Origin of the sequence: Chitinophaga terrae (ex Kim and Jung 2007) (genome assembly GCF_900107795.1) — a bacterium.
GTDB lineage: Bacteria > Bacteroidota > Bacteroidia > Chitinophagales > Chitinophagaceae > Chitinophaga > Chitinophaga terrae.
The window spans coordinates 451,822-477,447 of sequence record NZ_FNRL01000001.1 but is presented as its reverse complement, the minus strand read 5'-3'; the positions used below and the strand labels follow the sequence as shown (position 1 = coordinate 477,447).

General features: G+C 48.0%; 16 protein-coding genes. 9 read left to right on the top strand and 7 right to left on the bottom strand.

Translation table 11 applies throughout. From position 1 onward, the window contains the following. The 9 genes from BLV62_RS01845 (at nt 1) to BLV62_RS01805 (ending at nt 13,671) form a co-directional block, all read left to right on the top strand. A complete protein-coding gene (locus BLV62_RS01845; protein ID WP_089758177.1) occupies nt 1-930 on the top strand; it encodes an endonuclease/exonuclease/phosphatase family protein in 930 nt (309 codons plus the stop codon). A 60-nt stretch (nt 931-990) separates the two neighbouring features. Continuing rightward, entirely contained in the window at nt 991-3,171 is a 2,181-nt protein-coding gene (locus BLV62_RS01840) for a GH92 family glycosyl hydrolase (RefSeq protein WP_089758070.1), read from the top strand. Nucleotides 3,172-3,242: 71 nt separating this feature from the next. Next, nucleotides 3,243-4,352: an acyltransferase family protein gene (locus tag BLV62_RS01835; RefSeq protein ID WP_089758068.1), complete on the top strand. Its 1,110-nt coding sequence runs from the start codon at nt 3,243-3,245 to the stop codon at nt 4,350-4,352. A gap of 259 nt (nt 4,353-4,611) precedes the next feature. Then, nucleotides 4,612-4,971 (top strand): hypothetical protein, encoded by a 360-nt coding sequence (locus BLV62_RS01830; RefSeq protein WP_089758066.1) that lies wholly within the window; start codon nt 4,612-4,614, stop codon nt 4,969-4,971. Between the two features lie 315 nt (nt 4,972-5,286). Then, complete coding sequence (locus BLV62_RS01825; RefSeq protein ID WP_089758063.1) at nt 5,287-5,826, top strand: RNA polymerase sigma factor; 540 nt, start codon at nt 5,287-5,289, stop codon at nt 5,824-5,826. A 10-nt stretch (nt 5,827-5,836) separates the two neighbouring features. Continuing rightward, complete coding sequence (locus BLV62_RS01820) at nt 5,837-6,946, top strand: FecR family protein (RefSeq protein WP_089758060.1); 1,110 nt, start codon at nt 5,837-5,839, stop codon at nt 6,944-6,946. Nucleotides 6,947-7,057: 111 nt separating this feature from the next. Next, on the top strand, nt 7,058-10,483 hold the full coding sequence (locus BLV62_RS01815) for a TonB-dependent receptor (protein WP_089758058.1): 3,426 nt from the start codon (nt 7,058-7,060) through the stop codon (nt 10,481-10,483). A 17-nt stretch (nt 10,484-10,500) separates the two neighbouring features. Further along, nucleotides 10,501-12,336, top strand: a complete 1,836-nt coding sequence (locus BLV62_RS01810) for a RagB/SusD family nutrient uptake outer membrane protein (RefSeq protein WP_225889564.1) — start codon at nt 10,501-10,503, stop codon at nt 12,334-12,336. Nucleotides 12,337-12,366: 30 nt separating this feature from the next. Continuing rightward, nucleotides 12,367-13,671, top strand: coding sequence for an NHL domain-containing protein (locus tag BLV62_RS01805; protein WP_089758053.1), 1,305 nt, complete (start codon nt 12,367-12,369; stop codon nt 13,669-13,671). A 128-nt stretch (nt 13,672-13,799) separates the two neighbouring features. On the opposite strand, the gene BLV62_RS01800 is transcribed toward BLV62_RS01805, so the two are convergent. From BLV62_RS01800 to nirB, 7 genes are all read right to left on the bottom strand, one after another. Continuing rightward, complete coding sequence (locus BLV62_RS01800; RefSeq protein WP_089758051.1) at nt 13,800-14,963, bottom strand: MFS transporter; 1,164 nt, start codon at nt 14,961-14,963, stop codon at nt 13,800-13,802. Between the two features lie 34 nt (nt 14,964-14,997). Then, complete coding sequence (locus BLV62_RS01795) at nt 14,998-16,428, bottom strand: rubredoxin (RefSeq protein ID WP_089758049.1); 1,431 nt, start codon at nt 16,426-16,428, stop codon at nt 14,998-15,000. 3 nt (nt 16,429-16,431) lie between these two features. After that, entirely contained in the window at nt 16,432-19,905 is a 3,474-nt protein-coding gene (locus tag BLV62_RS01790; RefSeq protein WP_089758046.1) for a nitrate reductase, read from the bottom strand. An 11-nt stretch (nt 19,906-19,916) separates the two neighbouring features. After that, nucleotides 19,917-21,203 (bottom strand): NarK family nitrate/nitrite MFS transporter, encoded by a 1,287-nt coding sequence (locus BLV62_RS01785; protein WP_089758042.1) that lies wholly within the window; start codon nt 21,201-21,203, stop codon nt 19,917-19,919. An 18-nt stretch (nt 21,204-21,221) separates the two neighbouring features. Continuing rightward, nucleotides 21,222-22,532, bottom strand: coding sequence for an alginate export family protein (locus tag BLV62_RS01780; protein ID WP_089758039.1), 1,311 nt, complete (start codon nt 22,530-22,532; stop codon nt 21,222-21,224). Between the two features lie 79 nt (nt 22,533-22,611). Continuing rightward, nucleotides 22,612-22,977, bottom strand: a complete 366-nt coding sequence (gene nirD / locus BLV62_RS01775; RefSeq protein WP_089758036.1) for a nitrite reductase small subunit NirD — start codon at nt 22,975-22,977, stop codon at nt 22,612-22,614. A gap of 21 nt (nt 22,978-22,998) precedes the next feature. Then, nucleotides 22,999-25,491: a nitrite reductase large subunit NirB gene (gene nirB / locus BLV62_RS01770; RefSeq protein WP_089758034.1), complete on the bottom strand. Its 2,493-nt coding sequence runs from the start codon at nt 25,489-25,491 to the stop codon at nt 22,999-23,001. Between the last annotated feature and the right edge of the window lie 135 nt (nt 25,492-25,626).

Genomic DNA, 25,626 nt, shown 5'->3' with positions numbered 1-25,626 from the left:
ATGAAGAAACAGTTCATTTTACTGGCACTTGCCCTGGTATGCAGTGTACAATGTCTTTTTGCACAGCAAATGAATGTGGCTACTTACAACATGCGCAACGACAATAATAAAGACGATGCGCGGCAAGGTAACGGCTGGAAACAGCGTTACCCGGTGATAGCGCAATTGGTGCAGTTCCACGACTTCGATATTTTCGGTACGCAGGAATGCCTGCATCACCAGCTGGAAGATCTGAAAGGCAGCATGCCCAACTACGATTATATCGGCGTGGGCCGCGACGATGGAAAAGAGGCAGGCGAATACTCCGCCATCTTCTACAAAAAAGACAGGTTCAAATTGCTGAACAAAGGCGATTTCTGGTTATCCACAGAAACCACTAAACCTAACAAAGGCTGGGATGCTGTGTTACCAAGGATCTGCTCATGGGGGCAGTTCCAGGATAAAAAAACAGGTCTGAAATTCTTCTTCTTTAATTTACACATGGATCATGTTGGCGTAACAGCACGTTCAGAGAGCGCTAAACTCATCCTCGCGAAGATCAAAGAGATGACCCATAACCAGCCGGTTATCCTGACAGGAGATTTCAACGTGGATCAGACCAGTCCTTCCTACGCCGTGCTGGAACAATCGGGCGTGCTGAAAGATGCGTATGAGCTGAGTCCTTTCCGTTATGCGCTGAATGGTACATTCAATGCGTTTAAAACAGACAGCAAGACCAACAGCCGTATCGATCATATTTTCCTGACCAAACAATTCAGTGTAACCCGTTATGGTATCCTTACAGATACTTATCGCAGCGAAAGAGAAGCGACAGAGAAAGAGAACAGCGCTAATTTCCCTAAGGAAGTATCGCTCTCCAAATATGTAGCCCGTGTGCCATCAGACCATTTCCCGGTAATGGCAACTGTAACATGGGGAAAGAAAAAATAACGGTACAATCAACAATCTCCGGGCCTGCAACAGCAGGCCCGTTTTATTCTTCTTTATCCTATGCAGTTACCTTTTAAATTTATTCTGGCAACAGGATTGTTATTTCTATGCGCCTGCGGAGGACTGAAAAAACAGGGCGCAGAAGAATATATCGATCCTACCATCGGCAATATGGCTGTGTTGTTGCAGCCTACCCGCCCCGTTATGCAGCTGCCTAATGAAATGATCAGGATGTACCCCATACGGAGAGACCATTCAGATGACCAGATCAGCGGCTTCCCGCTTCAGGTAGTGGGGCATAACCAGGGAACAGTGTTTGTGATGAAACCTGCAATAGGAGTATTGCAACCCGACACCTGGAAAAAGAAATTAACCTACGACCGCGACCTTGAGATCATACATCCCTGGTATTACAAAACCACGTTGCTGGACGATAGTATTACAGTAGAATTCACTCCCGGCCGTAAAACCGGGATGTACAGGTTTTCATTTCCAAAACAATCAACGCATTATCTTATTTGTGCATCCAATGGTTACCAGGTAAATGGTAAGCAGATCACAGGTTATACCTTATTTCACGACGATGTACCTGTATACCTTTACGGACAGCTCAGCACAGCCGCGGTAACGGGGCTCATAGCGGATACCTTGCAGTATATCAGGTTTGATGGCGCCGCATCGGACGTTACATTTAAATATGCTGTTTCTTACGTAAGCCTGGCTAATGCAAGGCATTTATTTGATGAAGAAATTAATGATAAAGGATTCGATTCTTTCAGTGAACACGGGCGTGAGTGCTGGCGGAAGGTGACAGACCAGATCAGGGTAGAAGGGGGGACGCTTGCCCAACGCAGGTCTTTTTATACAGCTTTGTACCGTTGTCATTCAAGGATGGTGAATATCGCGGAAGATTCGCTTTACTACAGCGGTTATAATAAAAAGGTGAATGTTACCCATGAGCCGTTCTATGTAGACGACGCCTGCTGGGATACTTACCAGGCGCTGCATCCGCTGCGGATGATATTGAACCCGGCGCAGGAAGAAGCGATGCTGGCGTCGTATGTCCGGATGTATGAGCAGAGCGGCTGGATGCCTACATTCCCCAGGATCTACGGAGATCATCCCTGCATGAATGGGTTTCATAGTACCATTATTTTCCTGGATGCTTACAGGAAAGGGTTAAAGATCCGATCGCTGGACCGGGCGTATGAAGGCATGAAGAAGAACGCTTTGCAGGCAACTATGCTGCCCTGGAAGAATGGGCCGGCAGGGGCGTTGGACAGTTTTTACTATGCCCACGGATATTTTCCTGCCCTGGCGCCGGGAGAAGCGGAGACACATGCAGAAGTGCATGACTTTGAAAAACGCCAGGCGGTAGCGGTGACGTTGGGGCACAGTTATGACGACTGGGCGCTGGCGCAACTGGCTGCAGCGTTGAAGAAGCCGGGGGATGCCGCATTGTTCAGCCAGCGGGCTAGGAACTATCAGCATCTCTGGAACAGTGAGAAGAAATTTTTTATGCCGAAGGATGAGAAGGGGGCATGGATAGAAATAGACCCGGCATTGGATGGAGGACCGGGAGGCAGGGAATATTATGATGAAAACAATGGTTGGACATATTTATGGCAGGTGCAGCATGACATACCGGGGTTGATAAAACTGATGAATGGAGAAAAGGCGGTTGAGCGGCGGCTGGATGAGTTATTCCGCACAGAACTGGGGATGCCGAAGTATGAATTCTGGCATCGGTTCCCGGATGCTACAGGGCTGGTAGGACAATTCTCGATGGGGAATGAGCCGGGTTTCCATATCCCGTATTTATACAATTATGTAGGCGCTGCATGGAAAACGCAGAAAAGGGTAAGGGAATTGCTGGATCTCTGGTTTAAAGATAATGTGTTTGGGATACCGGGAGATGAAGATGGGGGAGGGATGAGCGCTTTCGTGGTATTTTCTTCCATGGGCTTTTACCCTGTTACGCCTGGTATTCCTATTTATACGATTGGCAGCCCGGTTTTCAGCAAGGTAAGTATAGCCTTGCCATCGGGGAAAGAGTTTACAATTATTGCGAAGAACTGTTCGGTTGTTAATAAGTATATCAGGAAAGCTACGTTAAACGGGGAAGTGCTCAACGCGCCGTTCTTTACGCATCAGCAGCTGATGCAGGGAGGGGTGTTGGAGCTGGAGATGACGGAGTACCCGGATAAGCGTTGGTGGGCCAGCGTACATGCGCCCGAATGAGAAAGGGAATTGTTGCCTCTTTGAGGGAAAACGATTATTTTAAGGAGTTTTAAGCCCTATAAATCTGAACAATGAATTTATCAACCAATGCTAATACACGGTTAGCGTCGCTGGATGTGATGCGGGGCCTGATCATGATACTACTGGCAGCCGAGGCGGCCCGGGTATATGATTCGGTCGATGACCTGAATCCTACCGGCATCTTTGCTGCGATCGCAGCGCAGTTCCATCATCATCCCTGGAATGGGTTAAGGGCCTGGGACCTTGTACAGCCGGCGTTTATGACCATGGCGGGATCGGCGATGTATATATCTTATTATTATAAGACAAAAAAAGGCGTAAGCTGGGTAGAAAACTTTAAACATATTGCATTACGTTGTTTAAAGTTGTTTATCTTTGGCACGGCCTTACATTGCGTGTATGCTGGCAGGTTAGTCTGGGAGCTTTGGAATGTACTGACGCAATTGTCTGTAACAACCATTATCGCTTACTTAATAATCCGCCGCTCCAATGTGTTTCAACTGGCAGTAAGCCTGTTGTTATTGCTGGCCACCGATCTGGCTTATCGTTTCATTTTGCTGCCGGGATATGACGAACTGTTTACGAAGGGGCATAACTTTGGTTCCTGGGTGGATATGTTGCTGATGGGTAAGATCAATTCAGGCGGATGGGTAACCATCAATTTTGTGCCTACAGCCGCTCATACTATCTGGGGCGTGCTGGCGGGAAAGTTGCTGATCAGCGATCTTTCCGCTTCCAGGAAAATCTCTACTTTACTTATTGCAGGAATAATTGGCTTAGTGCTTGGGTATGGGTTGGACTTTGCAGGAATAACCCCTATTATCAAACGTATAGCTACCGCTTCATTTACACTGGCGTCCGGCGGTTATGTAATGCTTTTGCTGGCATTGCTGTATTGGCTGGTAGATGTAAAGCAACGGCGCAGGTATGCCTGGATTGCCACGGTAGTAGGAATGAATGCGATCTTCATCTACCTGTTTTTTGAAACAGTAGGTCACCAGTGGGTGAATAAGGCGACTGCCATATTTGTGACAGGGTTTACGGGTATAATAGGTTGGTCGACGGAGTTAGGCAGTCTTATTTCAGCGTTTACAGTATTGGCTCTTGAATGGGGGCTTTGTTACTGGTTATATAAAAGACAGATCTTTTTTAAATTATAACTATCTACTGAAACCCCTGTGAAACGAAAGCTCCGGTAATGTTACCGGGGCTTTTTTGTTACAAAGTAAATTCCGGCGTTAAATTTTTTTAATGCCTAAATTTTGGGAGCGTTGGTATTAATGGATAAATTTGTATGAGTTGTTAACGCCTTACCGGCATAGTTGTTAATCCATGTGTCTATACTGCTATTTCTTAGGGCCTGATGGCTTCTAAAACGGTCAGGATAATGTATAATTAAAAAAAAATAATCGAATCAAAATGATTAAACCTAGTGTGAAATTCGCAGAAGCGTCGTCTGGCCCTGTATTGGTTGAAAACCTTCGGGCAGCAACTACCGGAATTGAAAAAATAGATTTTATAAGGGTGTTTTTTGGCTATTTTTCGGGAGGGGATTCTTTAAAAGAGAAAAACAAGCAGTTAATACTCTTCTTACAGGAGTGCATTTCCCAAAATAACATTACCCTCGTAAATCGTATACTAACTGATAAAGCGGTTGAAGATCTGCATCTCTCTTTGTTAAAAAGTATTTTAATTATGACAAGCGGGATACCCGATGTGGAAGGCGCTTATAACAACCTTGAGGAAGTATATCGGAAAAAAATTAACATCCACTTATAAATCTGTTTGTTATCCAGTTGGCTACTTGCGATTCTCAAAGGATCCCCTGACAACTGAGAAACATTTTGCAAATATTTATCAAGTATTGTCCTTCACCCCACTCTTCCTCCCCATTAATAATTATTCTCTTTTTTTTCAATTTCTTCCATTTTCTTTTTACCTTAACTTAAAGAATCGACCAAGATCATGGCAGCAAAATGCCAGGCAATCAATACAATAAAGTGAACAATGGAAGAAGCAATACTTCTCTCAACTCAGTATGCTGTCATGGAATTACGTAAGATGATTAATTTACTTTAAGGCTTTCTTTATTACATGGACTATTCAGATGCACTACTGGTACAACGTCTAAAGGAAGGTGATGCCAACGCTTACGACGAACTATTTCTGAAGTATCACAGGCCCTTATGTTTAAATGCCTTCTGGCTGCTGAAAGATGAGGACGAAGCCAGTGACCTGGTTCAGACTTTTTTTATGGATATCTGGGATAAAAAGCTGTACCTCCAGTTCAACGGGGAAATAAAAGGCTATTTATTCCAGTCGGTACGTAACCGCTGCCTGACTTTTTTGAAAAAACGGAAAAGTGAAATGGGACATAAACACGCATTTACCCAATTGCAGGACGATGCCTGTTTGCCTTCCCAGGAAGGAAGTCCCGATTATTACAAACAGGTTCTGGCAGCCATAGACGATATGGCTACACAGAAAAAATCAGCCATTCAAATGGTGTACATCCAGGGAAAGCGTTACCAGGAAGCAGCAGATGAAATGGGTATCAGTATTAACTCCTTCAAAACTCATTTAAAAAGAGGACTGAAAGTCCTGCGTTTGACATTTGTAAGTAAGGAGTATTAAGCAGCAAATCATGGAACAGTCATCTATACAGGAACTATATATACAATATCTTACCGGGGTGCTAACCGTCGATGAAACCCGGGAGCTGGAACAGCGCCTGGAAACCGACGAGCGCTTCAGGCAGCAATGGGAGCTGCTGAAACAGGAGGCAGAGGCCCTCGGCGCCAGCGCCTACCTGCAGCGGATCGATTCTGCCGCCGTGCTACAGCGAATTAAATTCAAACGGAAAACTAATTTCCAGGTATACAAATTGCTGGCCGCCGCCGCAGTGCTATTACTGCTATCAGTTGGCGGATACTGGTTTTTGCATCAACCGCCGAAAGAAAAAAGTATACCCGTTGCCAGCCTCGTTACCCACAAAGCAGTACAACTGGAAAGTAACGGCGCTACCATTCAACTGGCCGACGACAGCGGGCAACACACTATTGCCCTTAAGAACGCTACTATTAACGCCGCTAAGGGAAGCATGCAATACGCTTCCCTGGATACCAGCCTTAACACCTTATCTGTACCCGCCGGCCAAACCTATCATATCCGCTTGTCCGACGGTTCCGAAGTATGGCTGAACGCTTCCACAAGGCTTCGTTTCCCGTTTCATTTTACCGGTAAAAGAGAAGTATTTGTTGAAGGAGAAGCCTATTTCAGGATAGCCGCCGACGCCAGGCATCCTTTCATTGTAAACACTCCTCTTACCGCCATCCAGGTTTTAGGCACTTCTTTCAATGTAAATACTTACCAGCCCAACAAGGTGAAAACCGCGCTGGTAGATGGAAAGGTGATCACGGATAACAGGAAAGGACAACTGGAAGAACTAAAGCCGGGCATCCAGGCCGACTATACTAATGGCGAAGGTTTTTCTACTTCCAGGTTTGATCCAGAGGAAGTACTCAGTTGGAAAGATGATATCTATTATTACCACAGCAAAAACCTGGCAGCCCTGCTGGAAGAAGCCAGCCGCTTTTACGGCATCAGGTTTACGGCGGTGGAGGATTTGCCAGCCAGTCAAACCGTGACAGGGTTGATGGACAGGAAGAGACTGGAAGATTTCTTATCTGACCTGAAAACAACGGCCAAACTGAATTTCACAGTAAAAAACAACGAAGTACAGGTTCACCTGTAAAAATTTTTCCGTTGATGTCACCCGTTTAGATTATTTCATTGTAGTTATTCTGAAAGCACAGGTTATATACCCTTTGCGACGCCATCATAATTAACTTGTAATAATTCCCGAATGAGAAAAACTATGCGCTATCGGCCAGGGATAGCGATACTGCTATTGCTATGTAGTATATGGACAGCCGTTCCGGTTGCTGCACAGAATAACACGCCTTCCCTGCAATCTATTGTTACTATTACAGGTAACGACGTTTCACTGCTGCAAATTTTCAGGGCCATCAAAAAACAAACCGGCCTTACCCTGGTTTATAATAACCAGCTTTTGAACGATGGGGAAAAAATAACGCTGAATTTCCAGAAAGCACAACTGAACGACGTACTGGATTACATCTTCAAAGAAAGGAACATCAACTACGTACTGCAACGTAACCGTATCGTTCTCGACAAAAAAGCAACAGCGCCGCCGGAAACAGGCAAACTTCCCGACGCTGCCGCCCCGGCCCAGGAAACCTGGCTGGTAAGAGGTATGGTGATGGACCCAGATGGTAACCCTTTACCCGGCGCTACTGTTTCTCTCAGTAACGGCAAACAGGGTACGGTTACGGATGTAATGGGAGTATTTTCTATCAAAGCCAATAAAGATGATGTCATTAAAGTAGGTATGATAGGCATGAACCCTGAGGAAGTGAAAGTAGTAAGCCAGAAAACGCTGAAAGTAACGTTAACTGCCAAGGTAGATAAACTGAATGAAGTAGTGGTAGTAGGTTTCGGGAACCAGAAGAAAGTAACAGTGACTGGCGCTGTTTCTACAGTTAATATGGCTGATATGAAAACGCCCATTCCCTCTCTCACGAACGCCCTGGTAGGAAAAGTGGCTGGCGTGATCTCCATGCAGAGCGGGGGCGGAGAACCGGGATACGACGCTCCCAGTTTTACCATCCGTGGTATCGGTACTTTCGTTGGCAGCACTTCGCCCCTCATCATTGTAGACGGTGTGCAGCGCGATGATGTGAACAGTACCTACGGCGGGGCTTTCAATAATATTGACCCGGAAGACATCCAGAGCATTTCCCTGCTGAAAGACGCCTCCGCTACAGCAGTGTACGGCGCTAAAGGCGCCAACGGCGTATTGATCATCACTACCAAACGGGGCGTAGCCGGTAAACCTAAAGTAGGCGCTAAAGCCGAAACCGGTTTCAGCGGGCTTACCCGGATGCCTGAAATGCTGGACGGCGTAAACTATATGAAATTATATAATGAAGCCCGGACCAACGATGGCAATAACCCTATATACACCGACGAAATAATAAAGAAAACAGCGAGCGGCCTTGATCCTTACCTGTACCCCAATGTAAACTGGATCAAAACCGTATACAAAGACTGGGCTTCCATGACCAATGCCAACGTAAATGTAAGCGGCGGTGGCGAAGCAATGCGTTATTATGTGTCTATGTCTTTCTATAACCAGGACGGGCAATACAACGTAAAGAAACTGAATGATTACTATCCCAACCTGAACTTCAAACGTTACGATTTCAGGAGCAATGTAGATCTGAACATAACCAAAACAACCGTACTATCGCTCAACCTCGCCTCCATGCTGGTGAACAGCCGCTATCCCGGCTACCCTGCAGGAGGTATCTGGTATGCAACCTATTCAGCCAATCCTATTGCTTTCCCGGTTAAATACCCGGGTGATAAATGGGCCGGACCTGCCAACAATGGCGGTAATAACCCATTCAATATGGTGCAGAACTCGGGCTACAGCATGGAGTTTAAACCCTCTATCCAGTCTGTGCTCTCCCTTAACCAGAAACTGGACGCCATTACAGAAGGCTTAAGCGCCAATGCCCGTTTCTCTTTTGATACCTATAGTGAATTCAATAACCGCAGATCCGGGTTGAATGATCTGTACAGGGCTATCGACAGGAACGTTGATGGTAGCCTGAACTATGAACTGGTAAGACGTGGAGATACCTACCTGGGTTATTCCTATTCTTCTTCCGGCGAACGCATGATGTACCTGGAAGGTAACCTGACTTATGAGAGGAGTTTTGGAAAACATAATATCGGCGGCCTCCTTGTAGGTAGTATGAGGAACAGGATGATTGGATCGGCAGGCGACCTTAAGTCATCTATTCCATTCAGGAACCAGAGTGCGGCCGCTAGGGTAACTTATTCTTACATGGATAAATACCTGGCCGAATTAAATATGGGAGCTACCGGCTCAGAGAATTTCGCGCCTGGTAAACGCTGGGGGTACTTCCCTGCGGCTTCTGTAGGTTATGTGATCTCTAAAGAATCTTTCTTTGATCCGATCAGTAAAGTAGTGACCCTGTTAAAGCTCCGCGCTTCTTATGGTATGACAGGTAACGACCAGATAAACTCCAACAGGTTTGGTTACCTGACCTATTACTCCGGAGCCGGCGGGCAGTCATTCGGCAGCGGTGGTCAGCCTGTTTACACAGGTGGTATCGCTACCAGTGTTATCGGAACTGAAAACCTGACCTGGGAAAAATCAGCTAAAACAGACATCGGTCTGGAGATCGGCTTGCTGAACAAATTCACTTTGATTGTAGACGCGTTCAAAGACAAACGTTCTGCCATCCTGGTTGCTCGCAGATCCATTTCTCCGATAGGCGGGTATTCGGACCTGGAGATCTTTGGCAATATCGGGGAAATGAATAACCAGGGAATTGATGGAAGCATTGAGTACACAGACCAGATAGGAAAAGATATTTCGCTCCGTATATTCGGTAACGTTACCTATGCAAAGAACCGGATCATCTACGCAGATCGACCAAAGGCTATTTATCCCTACCAGCAGTATGAAGGGCATATGTTTGGGGAACTGTATGGCTATAAAAGCCTGGGTCTTTTTGTAAGCCAGGACGATGTGGACAAAAGCCCGACGCAGATCCGCACCGTACACCCGGGCGATATCAAGTATGCAGACCTGAACGGTGATGGCAGGGTGGATGGCAGCGACCAGACTTACCTGGGCAAAGGTGCCTGGCCTAAATGGTCGTATGGATTTGGATTTAACCTGGGTTACAAAAAATTTGAACTCTCTGCTGTTTTTGCTGGTGTGGCTGATGTGGCGATCATGGCCAACGGAAGCGATATCAGTTTCAGCGACTATGGCGCAGCAGGTGTGGGCGTTGTCCCGTTTGCCGGTATGGGCCAGTTCCCGGCCGGTATAATCAGCGATGTATTAAACCGCTGGACACCCGACAATCCAAGCCAGGATGTACATTACCCGCGGATCACTATTGCCAGCACCAGCGATAATAACTACGTGAACAGCAGCTGGTGGATCAGGGATGGCAGTTTTATGCGCCTCCGCCAGGCAACACTCAGCTATTCTATCATTACTGCATATATGAAGCGTAAAGGTATCAGCAACCTGCAGGTATATGCCGGCGCTACCAATATGCTTACTTTCTCGAAGTTTAAACTGTGGGATCCTGAATTAGGAAATAACGCAGCCAAGTATCCTTACCCTAAAACAGTTACGTTAGGCCTCAGAGCCCAGTTTTAACGCTTAAAAGGAGTTTTATGATGTTCAGATTTCAATTGAAATATATATGCTTTTTCCTGCTTGGTATCGGGTTAAGCTCCTGTACCAAGTACCTCGATAAAAAGCCGGATAACCTGCTGACAGACGAGCAGATCTGGAAGACAAGGAATAACGCAGAAAGTTACCTGGCCAATATTTATTCATCCCGCCAGGCAGGTGGCGACTATGCCAATATTGGGATGTCGGATGAGATTTCCTGCGCTATTCCTACAACCACTGTCCGTTACATGGTGGGCGGCAACTGGAGCGCCAACGACTGGTCGTATTACAACTGGGGCGGCTATTATTCAGCTATCCGCAAATCCTACATCTTCGAGCAAAATATAGACAAAGTGCCTCCGGAGCAGTTGAGCGATGACCTGAAACGCCAGTATAAGGCAGAAGCTATTTTCCTGAGAGGATATTTTTACTGGATGCTCTTGCGCCAATACGGCCCGTTTGTTAAAGTAACGGAAGTGCTGAGCCAGGACGAAGATTACAACAAGTTTCCACGCGCCACGTTCGATGAGTGTGTAGCATTCATTAACGAAATGATGGACAAAGCTGCAACCGGTTTGCCTTTTGTGTGGAGCAGTTCAAATAATAACGGAAGGGCCACGAGAGGAGCTTGCCTGGCTGTAAAGGCCAAGGTAGCGCAACTCGCTGCCAGCCCTTTGTGGAATGGCAACCCGCGTTTTGCCAATTTCAAAAACCTGGATGGTACCCCGCTTGCTCCAGCAACTTATGACCAGAACAAATGGCGCATAGCGGCTGCCAGGGCAAAAGCGGTGATCGATTCAGGGTATTACAAACTTTTCACAAACCTGGATAACGGGGGAACCAGTTTCGATCCGTACAAGTCGGTACGCGACCTGTTCCTGGTGTCGTGGAGCGATGAAATCATTATTGGGTCTATGAACTGGAGCTGGTGGAGTTGGGTGATCTGCTCTTCTCCCGGTCCGGCGGGTTATAATATGTACAATGCTACCCAGAACCTGGTAGACGCTTTCAGGATGAAAGATGGTAAAGAGATCACCGACAATACTTCTCAATACAAGGAAACAGGTTTTGTAAATGCGGATGGTGAAAATTACTGGGAGCAAAAGAAAGGCGACTGGAGCATGTACGCCAACCGCGAACCGCGTTTCTATGCCAATATCTGCTACAACGGCCGCCCGGTGATCCCTGCGGTAACGGTAGATGACAAGAACTATTATTCTTCTGATGCCAACATCGACGGGCGTGGCAGACAGGAATTTTACTATAGCGGGAAATCAGGACAGAAAAGCGTCAGCAACAAAGACCTTACAGGTTATTTGCCAGCTAAGTATGTGAGCCCTGACGATAACCTGAGAGCTATGAACGCCGGCTCGTATAAAAGTCCGTATATCCTGCTCCGTTATGCAGAAATTATCCTCGATTATGCTGAAGCGTTGAACGAATACGATCCCGGTAATCCTGATATCGTGCTATACCTGAACAAGATCCGCACCCGTGCCGGTCTTCCTGGTATTGAAACCGTATACCCCGACGCTGTCGGAAACCAGGATAAAATGAGAACGCATATCCTTCGCGAAAGGCAGGTAGAACTCTGCTTTGAGGGCGACAGGTTCTATACATTGATCCGCCGGCAGTTGCTGGGCAAACCGGAAAACCAAACGATCTACGGTATGAACGTGTATGCCAACGATAATGGTCTGGGCTTCGCATTCACCGACTTCTACAAGAGAACGTTATTCCAGAAAAGGTTCTGGAACGACAGGATGTACCTGTTCCCTATCCAGCAGCAGGATATAGAAAGGGATCGTTCATTGGTGCAAAACCCGGGCTGGTAATAATTTTCAATGTTCATTCAATTTACTACAATGACCAGATCACTTTATTCATATATTTTCATTGGTATCGCCGCTGCTGCTGTTTTAGCTGGATGCAGCAAAGACAAAGACCTGACGCATGCTCCAGGGCAACCGATGACGATCAGCGATTATACGCCAACGGTAGGAGGGCTGGCAACAGAGGTGCTCATTACCGGCGACAATTTCTCTTCAGATACTTCAGAGATCATCGTTACCATTAACGGTAACCGTTGCGCCATCGTTAACGCCAACACTAAACAGATCATGGCGCTGGTGCCGCGTAAATGCGGATCAGGAAAGCTGGTGGTGAAGATCGGGAAAGACAGCGTGGTAAGCAGCTCCGATTTCAATTATATTTTTACCAGCAAGGTAACTACCTATGCAGGTAACGGAAAAGCAGGTTTTGCCAACGGTGTGGGAAAAGATGCCATGTTCAGCTTCAACGGGCAGGAATGGTACCGTAGTATGGGTATAGATGTGGATGACGATGGAAACGTATACGTAGCAGATCCGGGAAATGCCTGCATCAGGAAAATCGACACCACAGGCATGGTATCCGTGCTTGCCGGAAGTCCTGGTAACAGCGGCTTTGCAGAAGGTAAAGGCGCCGCTGCACGTTTTAACCTGCCATATGGATTAGCGGTAGGAAAAGACGGAAATATCTATACCGTTGACCCGGTGAATTATGACGTCCGGAAAATCACTCCGGATGGCATGGCTACCGTGCTGGCCTGGGCGCAGCAGCCGCCATGGGAGGTAGCAGTAGATAAAAGGAACAACGATCTTTATTATACATCTGTTGATGGCGGAAAGGTCTGGAGAGTGAAAGACGGGCAACAAACGGATGTGATTTCGGATCTTTCCTGGCCTGCAGGTATCGGTATTGACAAAGCAGGGAATATTTATGTGGCTTGTAACGGCAGTAACGTAATTGCCCGTTTCAAAGCAGATACCTACGAAAAATCTATCATCGCGGGGCAGGATGGAAGTGCAGGGTATGTTAACGGTCCGGGCGCGTCGGCGAAGTTTGCCAGCCCATGGGGCCTGGGGGTAGATAACGACGGTAATATATACGTGGCCGGCAACGGTACCTGGAATGGCAGTACCAGCAACCCTGATCAGAGTATCCGTTTTATTGAGGCAAATACCTGGATAGTGAAAACCCTGGCGGGCAGCGGCGCTGCGGGTTACACAGAGGGTACGGGAGAAGCCGCGGCATTTAGCAGTCCTAACGGCGTGGCTATTGATAAAAAAGGGGTGGCCTACGTGATAGATAAAAATAACAACTGTATCAGGAAGATAGTCACAGAATAAACTCAGACCAATTGGAAAGGGCTGTCCCCAAAAGCACCCCGGATGAGGAAGCGCAAAACGACATACGCTTTACCAGATACCCGGGATTATTTTTAAGGCAGCCCTTCTTTATTATTCCTAAAAAAAGATCACTTCTCTTCTTTCGCCAGTCCCGGAGCCATCATTACGATTAACAACCCGCAGATGGTCATCAGGGCAAAAGAGATCCTCAGGCTGGTAACTTCTGCTACAAACCCGATCATTGGCGGTACTACCAGGAATCCTAAATACCCGATAGTGGAAATAGCCGCCAGCGTTTGACCACTATTGGTGTTTTTGGACTTGCCCGCCAGGCTGAATACCAAAGGCACTACGCAGGATACGCCAAGCCCGGTGCATATGAAACCTAAACCGGCAGTAAGCGGATGCGGTAAGCCAACCGACAGGATCAGGCCTGTTAAGATCAGCCAGCCGCTATACAGCAGGATGGTTTGTATGCCCAGCCGCTTCACCAGCTTGTCGCCGGCAAACCTGCCGGAGGTCATAGCCACCATGTATACCACGAAAGCGGCTACAGCGCTTGGTTTGGTAGTGCCTACCACTTTTTCGAAATACAAACCGCTCCAGTCGTACATCACATTTTCGGTTGCCATACAGGCGAAACAGATAAGGGAATATCTTAATAATGATTTATCAGGCAGGGAGAAAGCCGGTTTCTTTACCGCGCTCTGAACCGGTTGATCCGGGAAAGTCCGGGGATAATAGTAGATGGTAAATACCAGCAGCAGCAAGCTGACGCTGAACAGGTGCCAGGATGGCGCCACGTTCACAGACACCATCAGGTAACCGATAGCGGCGCCGGTGAAGCCGGCAATGCTCCAGATACCATGAAAGGTGGTCATGATAGATTGAGGGAATAATTGTTGTACCTGCACTGCCTGCGCATTCATTGAGAGGTTAAGCAGGTTGCGTGCTGAACCAAAACAGAACAGTACAAGGGCCAGTTGCCAGATGTTAGTGGTGAATCCCGGCAGGCTCAATACCAGGTTAAATACCATTGCTCCAAACACCATGATCTTGCGGCTGCTGTAGCTGCCCAGGAGTTTACCGGTGATGGGCATGGTCAGGATCAGGCCAATGGGCAATGCAAAGAGCACTGCGCCAAGCTGGGCATCATTCAGGTGCAGCTGTTGTTGTATGGAGGGTATCCTGGAGGCCCAGGACGAATAACCTAAGCCGGAAATAAAGAAAAAAACGGAAGTTGCGATACGGTACCTCGTTGCCGCCGCCTCGTTGTGAATATCTGCTAACATGCGGGTAATATGAGGGTTGCAAAGTTAGTAAATATTAAGGAACGGGAATAATATTGCTTAAAGACGCCCCGCAAACGGCGCAGCAATAATCTTCGGGCAGCTCGCTGAATTCCGTGCCTGGCGCGATACCCTGGGTACTGTCGCCAACTTCAGGGTCGTACACCGTAAAGCAGTCTCTGCATTGGAAAGCGGCTTGCAATGCCGGGGTAGCAACTGTTGCCAGTTGCTGGGCAGCCAGGTAGTCGGACAATATATCCTGGTTGCTCCTGAGTTCATAGAATTGCCTGCACAGTGCAACGATGTAAGGCCCCAGCTGTTCTTTGGTTACGCCTTCCCTGAAAAGTACCAGTTGGGTATTGTTCGCATCGAAATTGCTGGTATGCAGGATATCGTAACGTTGCAGGTATTTCAGGTCGCTGCTCTGGCGGTTGCCTTGCCGCCGGACAACAATAGACCCGAAAAGGCTTTCGGGTTTTTTGATCCTGACACTAAAGCATAAGCCATAGGTGCGGGTATCTGCTTTGTCGAAATACCTGATGATATGCCGTTTTAATATCAATCCATCTTCGCAATTATCTTCTACCTGCCAGTTCAGTTCGTTGGCGGCATGCCTGACATTAATTCCATGTTTTCCTAATATATAATCCCATAAGGAACGATGAACAGGATTGATGTTTTTAATGATGATAGACTTCCATGGCGTTGCATACAGCTGCCCTATATGTGTTTCCAGGCAAATGGTGCATATTTCTTTCAGAAAGGCAATAGGAAAGATCTCATCTCTCCTGTAAATACCCAGCCAATAGGCATCATTTGCTTTGTTAAATCCTTCGTAATAAGGCAGGTGGAAGGCAGGCAGGTTCAGTTCTTCTTCCCTGGGCTGGGAAATATAAGTATAGTTTTGCCGGATAAGCAGGTAAATCTCTTCCAGCGAACATCCATTTTGCATATGCGTTTCTACCGCTTTACTGAGCAAGGGTATATGAGTGGTATATACCAGCTCCGGCCATGCATATAGCCGGGAGGTGCCGGGCAGCCGCAGGTACAGGTGCCAGAAGTGTTTGCCGGGAGAAATGATCCAGTTGATATGCCCGGTGAACAACGGGACAAATGTTTGCTGGCTGTCGCATATATTGATCTTCAGCGTTGGCGTATAATCGAACAGGGAGAAAATATCTTTATAAATGCCTTCACTTAACCAGCTGCTTTGACTAACGAGCCCGTCTGCGAAGTAGGAGCTTACCAGGTTGGGAGTAGCGCTGAGTTGTATATCCTGTTGCGTGCATGTTTTTACAAAACGTGCAGAATGATCTTCAGGAATCTCAATGATCAATTGTTGTCTTAATCCCAGCCTGATCTTGGTGGCGCGACAGTCTGTTGCTATGTTCAGCAATTGCAGCAATGGACCGGGGGCGATAATACCGCCCATGAAATTGAATGTGAATATTTTTGAACGTTTGGTCATATACTATGCAAGCGCCTTTTCAAGAATAGCTTTAACTTCCGATTTGCAACTGCCGCAACCCATACCGGCCCCGGTTTCCCTGCACAGCTGCCCGAGCTCTTTGCAGCCTCCTGTGATCTTTTCTTTGATATTATCTTCTCCTACCTGGCTGCAGGAGCAAACCAGTTTGCCGGCAACCGGTGTGGCTTTCTTCCCTGATCTTAATAACTGCAATCTTTTTTCCGAAAGCTCTGTTTGCTGTTGTATCAGTTCCCTGAATTCATTGAATTCGGATTTATCCCCAACCAATATAGCGCCTACGAGTTTGTCCTGGTGTATGATACATTTTTTATAATAACGTTTTGCCTTGTCAATGAACACCACTTCCTCGTAAGCCGGGTCGGCGGGCGTTTCTATCATGCCGATGGAACATAGGTCGGCGCCGTGCATTTTCAGGATATTCATGAAAACGGAGCCATTGTAACGGGCGCCGATATCGCCGCTCAGGTATTTTGCCACAACGGCGGCCTGCTGTTCGGCTGCTGCCGTAATACCATACAACACGCCATTAAAGGAAGCGATCTCGCCTACCGCAAAAATATCCGGATCGCTGGTTTGCAGGTAATCGTTCACCATTACGCCACGGCTGCACTCAAGCCCCGCCTGCTGCGCCAGCGCAATGTTCGGAACAGTGCCTATAGACATAACCACCGCCTGGCATTCAATATACCTGCCGCTTTTCATTTTCAATCCTTTCAGATTGGTATCCCCATCAAACCTGTCTATCTCATCGTTATAATATATTTCTATCCCCCGGTCTACCAGTTCTTCATACAATAACTGCCCTGCAATGGCATCCAGTTGTTTATCCATTAGCCGGGAAGTGCGCTGGATAACACCTACAGGGTAACCTATTTCTTTCAGCGAAGCTGCCAGCTCTATTCCCAGCAATCCGCCGCCTATAATCATCACTTTTTTTCCCGGCACCAGGTGCTTCTTAAACAGGTCTGCATCCGTTTTGGTGCGCATGGTGAATATTCCTTTTATCGGCGGCACATCCTTCAACGTGGCAGGTCGGCTGCCTGTTGCGAGGATCAGGATATCGTATGGATGCACTTTCCCGTTGCTGTCTGTCAATAACTTTGCTTCCCTGTCTATGTAGTCTATACTTACTCCTCTCAGCAACTGGATATTATTTTCTTTTTCTTCCTTCTCACTCATTTTTATCAACTGGTCCCATGACTGGGTATGGTTGATGTAATCGGGCAGCATAACGCGATTGTAGAAAGGCAGGTTCTCTTTGCTGAATATGATGATCTCATCTTTGCTGTTAAGCTCCCGGTATGTTTTTACAAAACCGAAAGCCGCTGCGCCTGCGCCAACAATAACGATCCTCTGTTTAGGCTTTTCATATCTGGCAACTGAAACGGCTGCATATTTATAATCAGGTTGCAGGGAAATAGGGTCGAGCAGGGTGCTGGTAAGATTATTGGCCCTGTGCAGATCACTTCTTCCAATATGTCCCCAGTGCATTGGCAGGAACACTACGCCTTTTTTGATGGTATTGCTAACCTGTGCTTTTACCTGTACTTTTCCCCTGGGATTGCTGACGATCACCACATCGCCGGTTGAAACGCCCAACCTGCGGGCATCTTCAGGGTGTATTTCTAGGAATGCTTCCGGGATATGCTGTTTCAGTTTATTAACCTTTCCTGTTTTACTCATGGTATGCCATTGGTCCCTGATGCGGCCGGTAGTAAGGATGAACGGAAAATCGGGGCTGAGGCTTTCCGACCTGTTGTCCGCGTCGAAGCTGTGTATCTGCGCTTTTTTATCAGGTGTATAGAACTGGTGATCTTCGAACAATCTCTTTTTACTTTCGCCATGTACATAAGGCCATTGTACGCTGCGTTGTTCTTTGATCAGGTCGTAGTTCAGTTCGCCGATATTGATGTTGGTGCCGATAGTGCTTCTGCAATGTTCTGCATAGATGCTGGCGGCATCGGGATAATCGAAACCCTCGAACCCCATTTTCTGTGCAAACCGGCAGATAATAGTAGCATCAGGCAAGGCCTCGCCGGGTGCGTCGTTTATCTTGGGTAGCCAGGTGATCCTGCGTTCTGCATTGGTCATGGTGCCTTCTTTTTCCGTCCATGCGGCAGCGGGAAGTACTACGTCTGCGTATTTGATGGTTTCAGGTTTCCTGGATATTTCCTGCACTACCACGTAGGGCGCTTTAGCCAGGGCCGCTTCTGCAAAGCGGGCGTCGGGCAGGCTAACCAGTGGGTTGGTGCACATGATCCAGATGGCTTTCAGTCGTCCATCGTGGAGGGCGTCGAACATCGCCGTAGCTGTAAGCCCCGGCTTTTCGGAGATAGGCCCGCTATTCCAGAACTCCTGCATTTCCTGCCTGTGAGCAGGATTGCTTAGTACGCGGTGCGCTGGCAGCAGGTTGGCCAGGCCGCCTACTTCCCGGCCTCCCATTGCGTTAGGCTGGCCGGTTAAAGAGAATGGCCCGCTACCGGGAACGCCTATCTTGCCGGTGATCAGGTGCAGGTTGATGAGGCTAAGGTTCTTGTGTACCCCTACGCTGCTTTGATTAAGTCCCATCGTCCAGAACGACATAAATCCTTTAGCTTTTCCTATCAGTTTTGCTGCTTCGTAAATTGCAGCGGCGGGGATGCCGCATTGTACCGCTGCCTCATCTATGCTTACCTGCATTACTTTTTCCCTGTAGGCATCAAACCCGTTGGTATGATCCATTATAAAGGAGGGGTCAATATATCCTTCGGTGATCAGCGCTCTCCCGATGGCATGATGGAGGGTGATATCAGTGCCTGGATTGATCTGCAAATGCAGATCTGCTATGGAGCAGCTCGGGGTAACACGGGGATCGCTGACAATGATCTTCAGCCGCGGGTTGCTGGCTTTGGCCGCTTCCACGCGCCGCCAGAGGATAGGATGACACCAGGCAGGATTAGCGCCTGCAACAAAAATGCAATCCGTTAATTCAATATCCTCATACGTGCCGGGCACACAATCTTCTCCCAGCGCCATCTTGTAGGCGGCAACAGCGCTGCTCATGCAGAGCCGCGAATTGGTATCTATATTATTGCTGCCAATAAATCCTTTGATCAGTTTATTGACAACGTAGTATTCTTCTGTGAGGCATTGCCCTGAAGCGTAGAATGCTACGGCTTCAGGACCATACCGTTTTATGATGGAAGAAAATACGGCTGCTGTTCTTTCCAGCGCTGCATCCCAGGTCACCCGTTTCCTGGGAAGGTTTTTATGATAACGCATCTCCGGGTATAACAGCCTGTCGCCCTTTTCAATAACTGTATAATGCAGGTTCATTCCTTTGCTGCAAAGCATGCCCTTATTGACAGGGTGAGAAGGATCGCCTTCTACCTGCAGCTGCCCGTCACGGTCTTTGTGCACGATGATCCCGCAGCCAACGCCACAATAACAACAAGTAGTTTTATAAGAGTTGCGCATATACTAAAGGATTATAAATATTCAGGTACAGCCAGCGTTCTTTTAGGTTGATCTGCCGACTTATAAAACCTGGTGATTAATACTACAAGTCCGACCAGCACCACAACAATGCCTATATACCGGAAGGCCATGGCATAAGAGATGTTCTCTGATTTAAAGAGGAACCCGAACATCATGCCGCCCAGGTTGCCGCCGGCTCCTACTACACCGCTCACCAGGCCAACATTTTTTTCGTTGATGAACGGCACAATGCCGTAGGTGGCGCCATTGGCCATTTTGAGGAAAAAGGCAAAGGAAAGCATGGAGATTATGGCCATGGTAAGCGACCCTGCCTGCGCAAAGAACAACAGCCCTATTCCTTCCGCTACCAGCAGTAAGGCCAGTAACCTTCCCTTGCCGTTCATACCGTATTTTTTACCTGCCTTATCTGAAAGTATGCCGCCGATGGCACGTGCAAAAAGGTTCATGAAGCCAAATATACCAGCAAGGAAGCCTGCACGTTCCTGGGCCAGGCCAAAAGAATCTGTGAAGTGCAGGGCGGCTACGTTGTCGAATGTGATCTCCATGCCAAAGCACATAGCGTAGGAAAACGTTAACGCCCACACGCGCCAGTCGGCCAGTATGCTCCAGTCAGTTTTTTGTTTTTGCTGGTGGGAGGGGAGATCGCGGAAGTTGCCGGCGGGCGTGTCCTGCGTATAACGGTAGTAGAGCCATGCAACGATCAGCATCATTATGCCGGGTACTATCATTGCGTACCTCCATGCCTGCGCAGGCGTATATCCAAAGCCGGTTATAGCGGCAAAGATCAGCGGCATCACCATGTTGGTAACTCCGCCTCCCAGGTTGCCCCAACCGCCGGTTACCGCATTGGCGGTGCCTTTAATGGCAGGTGCGAACATGAGCGATGTATGGAATTGCGTGATCACAAATGAAGCGCCTATAACGCTAATGCACAAACGAAATAAAAGAAAGGTTGTATAATCGTGCGCCAGGCCTACCAGCATAACCGGAACGGCGCCTACCAGCAGCAACCGTATTGCCGTAAGCCTCGGCCCCCAGATATCGCAAAGCCGGCCTATTACCAGGCGGGCAACGATGGTGCCCGATACGGAGGCAATAATAATGTTTCCTACCTGCGACTTGCTGAGACCAAGGTCTGTTCTGATAGTTGGCATCAGCGGCGCCAGGCCGAACCACCCGAAAAAGCAGACGAAGAACATCAGCCAGGTAATATGAAAAGTGCGCATTTGCACAGAGCGGATGCTGAATATTTTTAACTCGTTAAGCGGAGCAGACATAAGCAGGAAGTTTAGAAGTTATTTAATAGTGAACTGAGGTTGTACCAGCAGGCTCACATAAGCCCAGTTGCTGTTGCCGGACGCATTAGGTACATTTTTAACTGTTGGTGAAGTAAGCGTATTCGTGTTCCAGAAATGACTGTACCCAACCTCCAGCCCCACAACAGGGGTAATAGTATAGTTGTAGGCGAGATCTGCCTCTAACCCGAAATTTTTGGAATAGGATGGAATATCAGCAACAGAATAAAACTCATGGAAAGCGGCGCTTAGATTGCTCTTTGGGCTGGCCTTTACTTTTCCCCTGATGTAATAGTCCTGCAATCCTTTATTACCAAAAAGGCTGGCGGCATAGAAGTAATCCATGGCTCCCCAGAATTTATGCGGCGTTCCGTACAGCGGGTCGAAGTCGGGCCTTGTGTAATCGGCTCCTATGCCGATACTGGCGTTCTGCCTTAACAGGTAGTTGATGTTGGCAGAAAGCAGGTAGGCGCTAATGCGGGTTCCGACGGCGTTATGGCCGTCCTGGTAGTAAGCTGAAAAAGTATACTGCCACTTGCTTAGTTGTCCTGCATAGTACAGGCCTGTAGTGATCCTGTTGTAGGTTTTATTTTCCCAGACCTTGACGGTACTGTCGGTGTGCGAGCGACTGAACTGGTCGGCGAGGAAAAGGAACGACAGGCCGCTGGAGGAGAACTGTTTATGTACCCATAGGTATTGCAGGCTTTTGTAGTTGCTGCCTCCATTGGTATTGCCCGGGTAGTTGCCAGGAGGAACAGGGTTATAAACAGTGCCTGCAGCATTTTCCTTATTCTGGTTGAATGCCAGTCCCAGGTGGGTGGTCCAGCTGCGCCTGCTGAACTTCAGCAGCAGGGCGTCGTGCCTGCGGGCTTGCTGCAGCCAGTCGAGGTTGCCCAGCAACCGTTCGTCGTCGTACCGCAATTCCTGCCGGCCGACCTGTAACCATAACTGGCTGGGCGTATGCGCGGTATCTGTCAGCGCCACTGCCGCCCAGGCTTCATGGATCATAAGGCCGTTGTTGTCGGCAGTGGTGGTCCTGTTCATGGTGCTGGCATCCTGGCCCCAGACCCTGACATCCTGTATGCTCAGCCCGAGTTGCAGCCGTGGGGCTTTGAAGGAGGTAGAGATACGGGCGCGTTGGGAAATGAAGAAAGCAGCGGGAGCATGGAGGGGTTGAGGATTGCCTTGTCCGTCTCGTAGCTCAGCGCGGGTGCGGAGTTGAGCTCCAATTGTCAGCTGGGCATGGGCATGCTGACAGAGGAGCAATCCGGGGAATATCAGGGATATACAGCCGGATGACCATTTTTTCATACTTTTGGTTGATTTTAAAATGAGACCATCATTTTGAATTATGCAACCCGGTTTGCCTGCCAGCAGCCGGGTTGCGCTTTTATTCCTGTTCAGGGATCCCGATATAGACCTTATCGTTCTCTATTTTAACAGGATAAGTTTGTATGCTGCATTCTGATTCATCGGACAGGCACTGGCCGGTTTTCAGGGAGAAAGTTTTTTTATGAAAAGGGCATGCAACCTTTGGTTCGTCGGCTACCGTGCCTGTCATACCGCGGCTCAGCGCCATTTGCCGGCGGTGAGGACAAAGGTTTTGAGTGGCATACCATTCATTCCTTCTTGCGAAGAAGAAGAGAGCGATCTGGGTTTCATTATATTTAACACAAACCCCGCCATTGGTTGGAACATCTGTCACATCGCAGGCCAGGAACCATTTTGTTGCTGTGAGTTGAGAAGTAGTAGACATAAACTTAAAATTTTGAGTGAATTATTTCCATTCTGCGGCTTTCTTCTGGGAGCGCAGTTCCTGGAATTGAACAGTAGGATCTTTTTCTGAAGGAGCATTGACGAAGTGTGCGAAGCGCTTACGGAGAGCCGGCGTTGTTACCACTTCTTTCCATTCGCATTTATAATTATTCACCAGTTGCTGCATCTCTGCTTCCAGCTGGTCGCCAATGCCAAGACTATCGTTAACCACTACGTTTCTCAGGTAGTCGATTCCCCCGTCCAGTTTATTGAGCCAGGTAGCTGTCCTGGTAAGCGGATCGGCTGTTTTTATATAGAACATCAGGAAACGGTCTATGTATTTAATGCAGGTTTCGCTGTCGAGGTCGGAGGCCAGGAGTACGGCATGTTGAGGTTTGGAGCCGCCATTGCCGCATACGTAAAGGTTCCATCCTTTTTCGGTAGCAATGATGCCGAAGTCTTTGGATTGAGCTTCCGCGCATTCCCTGATACACCCTGAAACGGCAGATTTTATTTTATGCGGCGCTCTTAATCCCCTGTAGCGTTCTTCGATGCGGATGGCATAGCTCACGCTGTCGTGCAGGCCAAACCTGCACCAGGTAGAGCCAACGCAGCTTTTTACGGTACGCAGGGCTTTGCCGTAGGCATGGCCGCTTTCGAAACCGGCGGCGATCAGTTCTTCCCAGATATACGGCAGGTCTACCAGGTGAGCGCCGAAGAGATCGATGCGCTGGCCTCCGGTTAACTTCGTATAGAGGTTGTATTTAGCTGCGATCTGCCCGATGATGATCAGTTTTTCGGGAGTGATCTCGCCACCGGGGATGCGGGGAACTACAGAGTAGGTGCCGCCTTTTTGTATGTTGGCGAGGTAACGGTCGTTCGAATCCTGCGCTGTATCATTTCCTTTGTCCAATATCATTTCGTTCCACAAGCTGGCGAGGATAGAGGCAACTACCGGTTTGCAGATCTCGCAGCCTTCGCCGTGCCCGTGTTTTTCCAGTACTTCATCAAAAGAATAAAGGTGTTGGATCTTAATGAGGTCGTATATTTCCTGGCGTGAGTAATTGAAATGTTCGCAGATCACGTTACGGATATATTTGCCCTGAGAGCTTAGGGTGGTGTTGATCAGGTCTTTCACCATCGGTACGCAACCGCCGCAGCAGGTACCGGCTTTGGTGGCTTTTTTGATGCCATCCAGGGTTTCGCATCCGGCAGTAACTTTATCGCAGATGGTTCCTTTGCTGACGCCTTCGCAGCTGCAGATGATGGCTTCATCCGGCAGTTGACTGATGCCTGCGCTGGCGGTATTGCCTGGTTTCAGGTTGGTAAACAGCAGGTCTTGCGGGTTGCCGGACAGTGCCAGTTTGTTTTTGCAGGTTTGCAGCAGGAGGTTATAGTCTGCCGCATCGCCTACCAGTATGCCGCCCAGCAGTTGTTTGCCATCGTTGCTGATGTTCAGGCGTTTGTAGACGCCTGAAAACTTATCTTCAAACACGATAGAGGTGCTGGTTTCCGGCGAAGTGAACGGATCGCCGAAGCTGGCAACGTCTACGCCTATTAATTTAAGTTTGGTGCTCATGTCGAAACCGGTGAATGATTTCTCGGTTCCGGTGATATTGGCGATGGCTACATCTGCCATTTCATACCCGGGAGCTACCAGTCCGTATATCATCTGGTTGGCGAGGGCGCATTCGCCGATCGCGTAAATAGAAGGATCGCTGGTCTGCATTTTTTCATTTACGACAATGCCTCCCCGTTCACCTACTTCCAGGCCGGCCAGGCGGGCCAGTTCATCTCTTGGTTTGATGCCGGCGGAGATGACGAGAATTTCTGCGTCCAGGGTGCTGCCATCTTTGAAGGAAAGTCCTGTAATGGCGGGTTCGCCTATGATCTCGCTGGTCTGTTTGTTGGTAAGGATCTGTAATCCCAGGGCGGCGAGCTGGTTTTTGAGGATATTGGAGCCCTGGTCGTCTATTTGCCTCGGGAGCAGGCGGGAAGCAAATTCTATAACGGAAGTATTGTTGATGCCCAGGTCCAGCAGCGCTTTGGCGGCTTCTAATCCCAGCAGGCCGCCGCCGATTACGGCGCCGCTTTTAGCGTTTTTTGCATAGGCCCTGATCTTTTGCAGATCATCTATTGTCCGGTATACGAATACGCCTTGTTTGTCCACTCCCGGGATGGGGGGAACGAAAGCTGCACTACCGGTGGCAAAGATGAGGATATCATAATCCAGTATTTTGTTCTTTGCAGAATAGACCCTTTTAAGCGTAGTATCAATATATTTAACCGGGTCTCCCAGTTCCAGTTGGATGCCGTTTTCTGCATACCAGTCGGAAGATGCCAGCAGTAGTTGATCCGTAGATGAGTTAAACCAGTCGGTGAGGTGAACACGGTCGTAGGCGGGATGAGGTTCTTCTCCAAAGACAGTGAGGTGAAGGTCAGGTAATTTTTTTGCCAGTATCTTCTCGCAAAACTTATATCCCACCATACCATTTCCAATTACTACTATTTTCATGGAAAGACATTTTACAGCAATTAAAAGATATATTATAAATAAATTAATATAATATTATTTCGGGTTTTGATGCTGATTTTCTGCTTGTGTGTATGATGTTGGTTATAAAATTAGCGATAAAACATTTAAATTTGA

Excerpts from the sequence above, each read along its gene's own strand:
- BLV62_RS01845 (WP_089758177.1), top strand. The coding sequence starts at position 1 with ATGAAGAAACAGTTCATTTTACTGGCACTTGCCCTGGTATGCAGTGTA.
- BLV62_RS01840 (WP_089758070.1), top strand. The coding sequence starts at position 991 with ATGCAGTTACCTTTTAAATTTATTCTGGCAACAGGATTGTTATTTCTA.
- BLV62_RS01835 (WP_089758068.1), top strand. The coding sequence starts at position 3,243 with ATGAATTTATCAACCAATGCTAATACACGGTTAGCGTCGCTGGATGTG.
- BLV62_RS01830 (WP_089758066.1), top strand. The coding sequence starts at position 4,612 with ATGATTAAACCTAGTGTGAAATTCGCAGAAGCGTCGTCTGGCCCTGTA.
- BLV62_RS01825 (WP_089758063.1), top strand. The coding sequence starts at position 5,287 with ATGGACTATTCAGATGCACTACTGGTACAACGTCTAAAGGAAGGTGAT.
- BLV62_RS01820 (WP_089758060.1), top strand. The coding sequence starts at position 5,837 with ATGGAACAGTCATCTATACAGGAACTATATATACAATATCTTACCGGG.
- BLV62_RS01815 (WP_089758058.1), top strand. The coding sequence starts at position 7,058 with ATGAGAAAAACTATGCGCTATCGGCCAGGGATAGCGATACTGCTATTG.
- BLV62_RS01810 (WP_225889564.1), top strand. The coding sequence starts at position 10,501 with ATGATGTTCAGATTTCAATTGAAATATATATGCTTTTTCCTGCTTGGT.
- BLV62_RS01805 (WP_089758053.1), top strand. The coding sequence starts at position 12,367 with ATGACCAGATCACTTTATTCATATATTTTCATTGGTATCGCCGCTGCT.
- BLV62_RS01800 (WP_089758051.1), bottom strand. The coding sequence starts at position 14,963 with ATGTTAGCAGATATTCACAACGAGGCGGCGGCAACGAGGTACCGTATC.
- BLV62_RS01795 (WP_089758049.1), bottom strand. The coding sequence starts at position 16,428 with ATGACCAAACGTTCAAAAATATTCACATTCAATTTCATGGGCGGTATT.
- BLV62_RS01790 (WP_089758046.1), bottom strand. The coding sequence starts at position 19,905 with ATGCGCAACTCTTATAAAACTACTTGTTGTTATTGTGGCGTTGGCTGC.
- BLV62_RS01785 (WP_089758042.1), bottom strand. The coding sequence starts at position 21,203 with ATGTCTGCTCCGCTTAACGAGTTAAAAATATTCAGCATCCGCTCTGTG.
- BLV62_RS01780 (WP_089758039.1), bottom strand. The coding sequence starts at position 22,532 with ATGAAAAAATGGTCATCCGGCTGTATATCCCTGATATTCCCCGGATTG.
- nirD (WP_089758036.1), bottom strand. The coding sequence starts at position 22,977 with ATGTCTACTACTTCTCAACTCACAGCAACAAAATGGTTCCTGGCCTGC.
- nirB (WP_089758034.1), bottom strand. The coding sequence starts at position 25,491 with ATGAAAATAGTAGTAATTGGAAATGGTATGGTGGGATATAAGTTTTGC.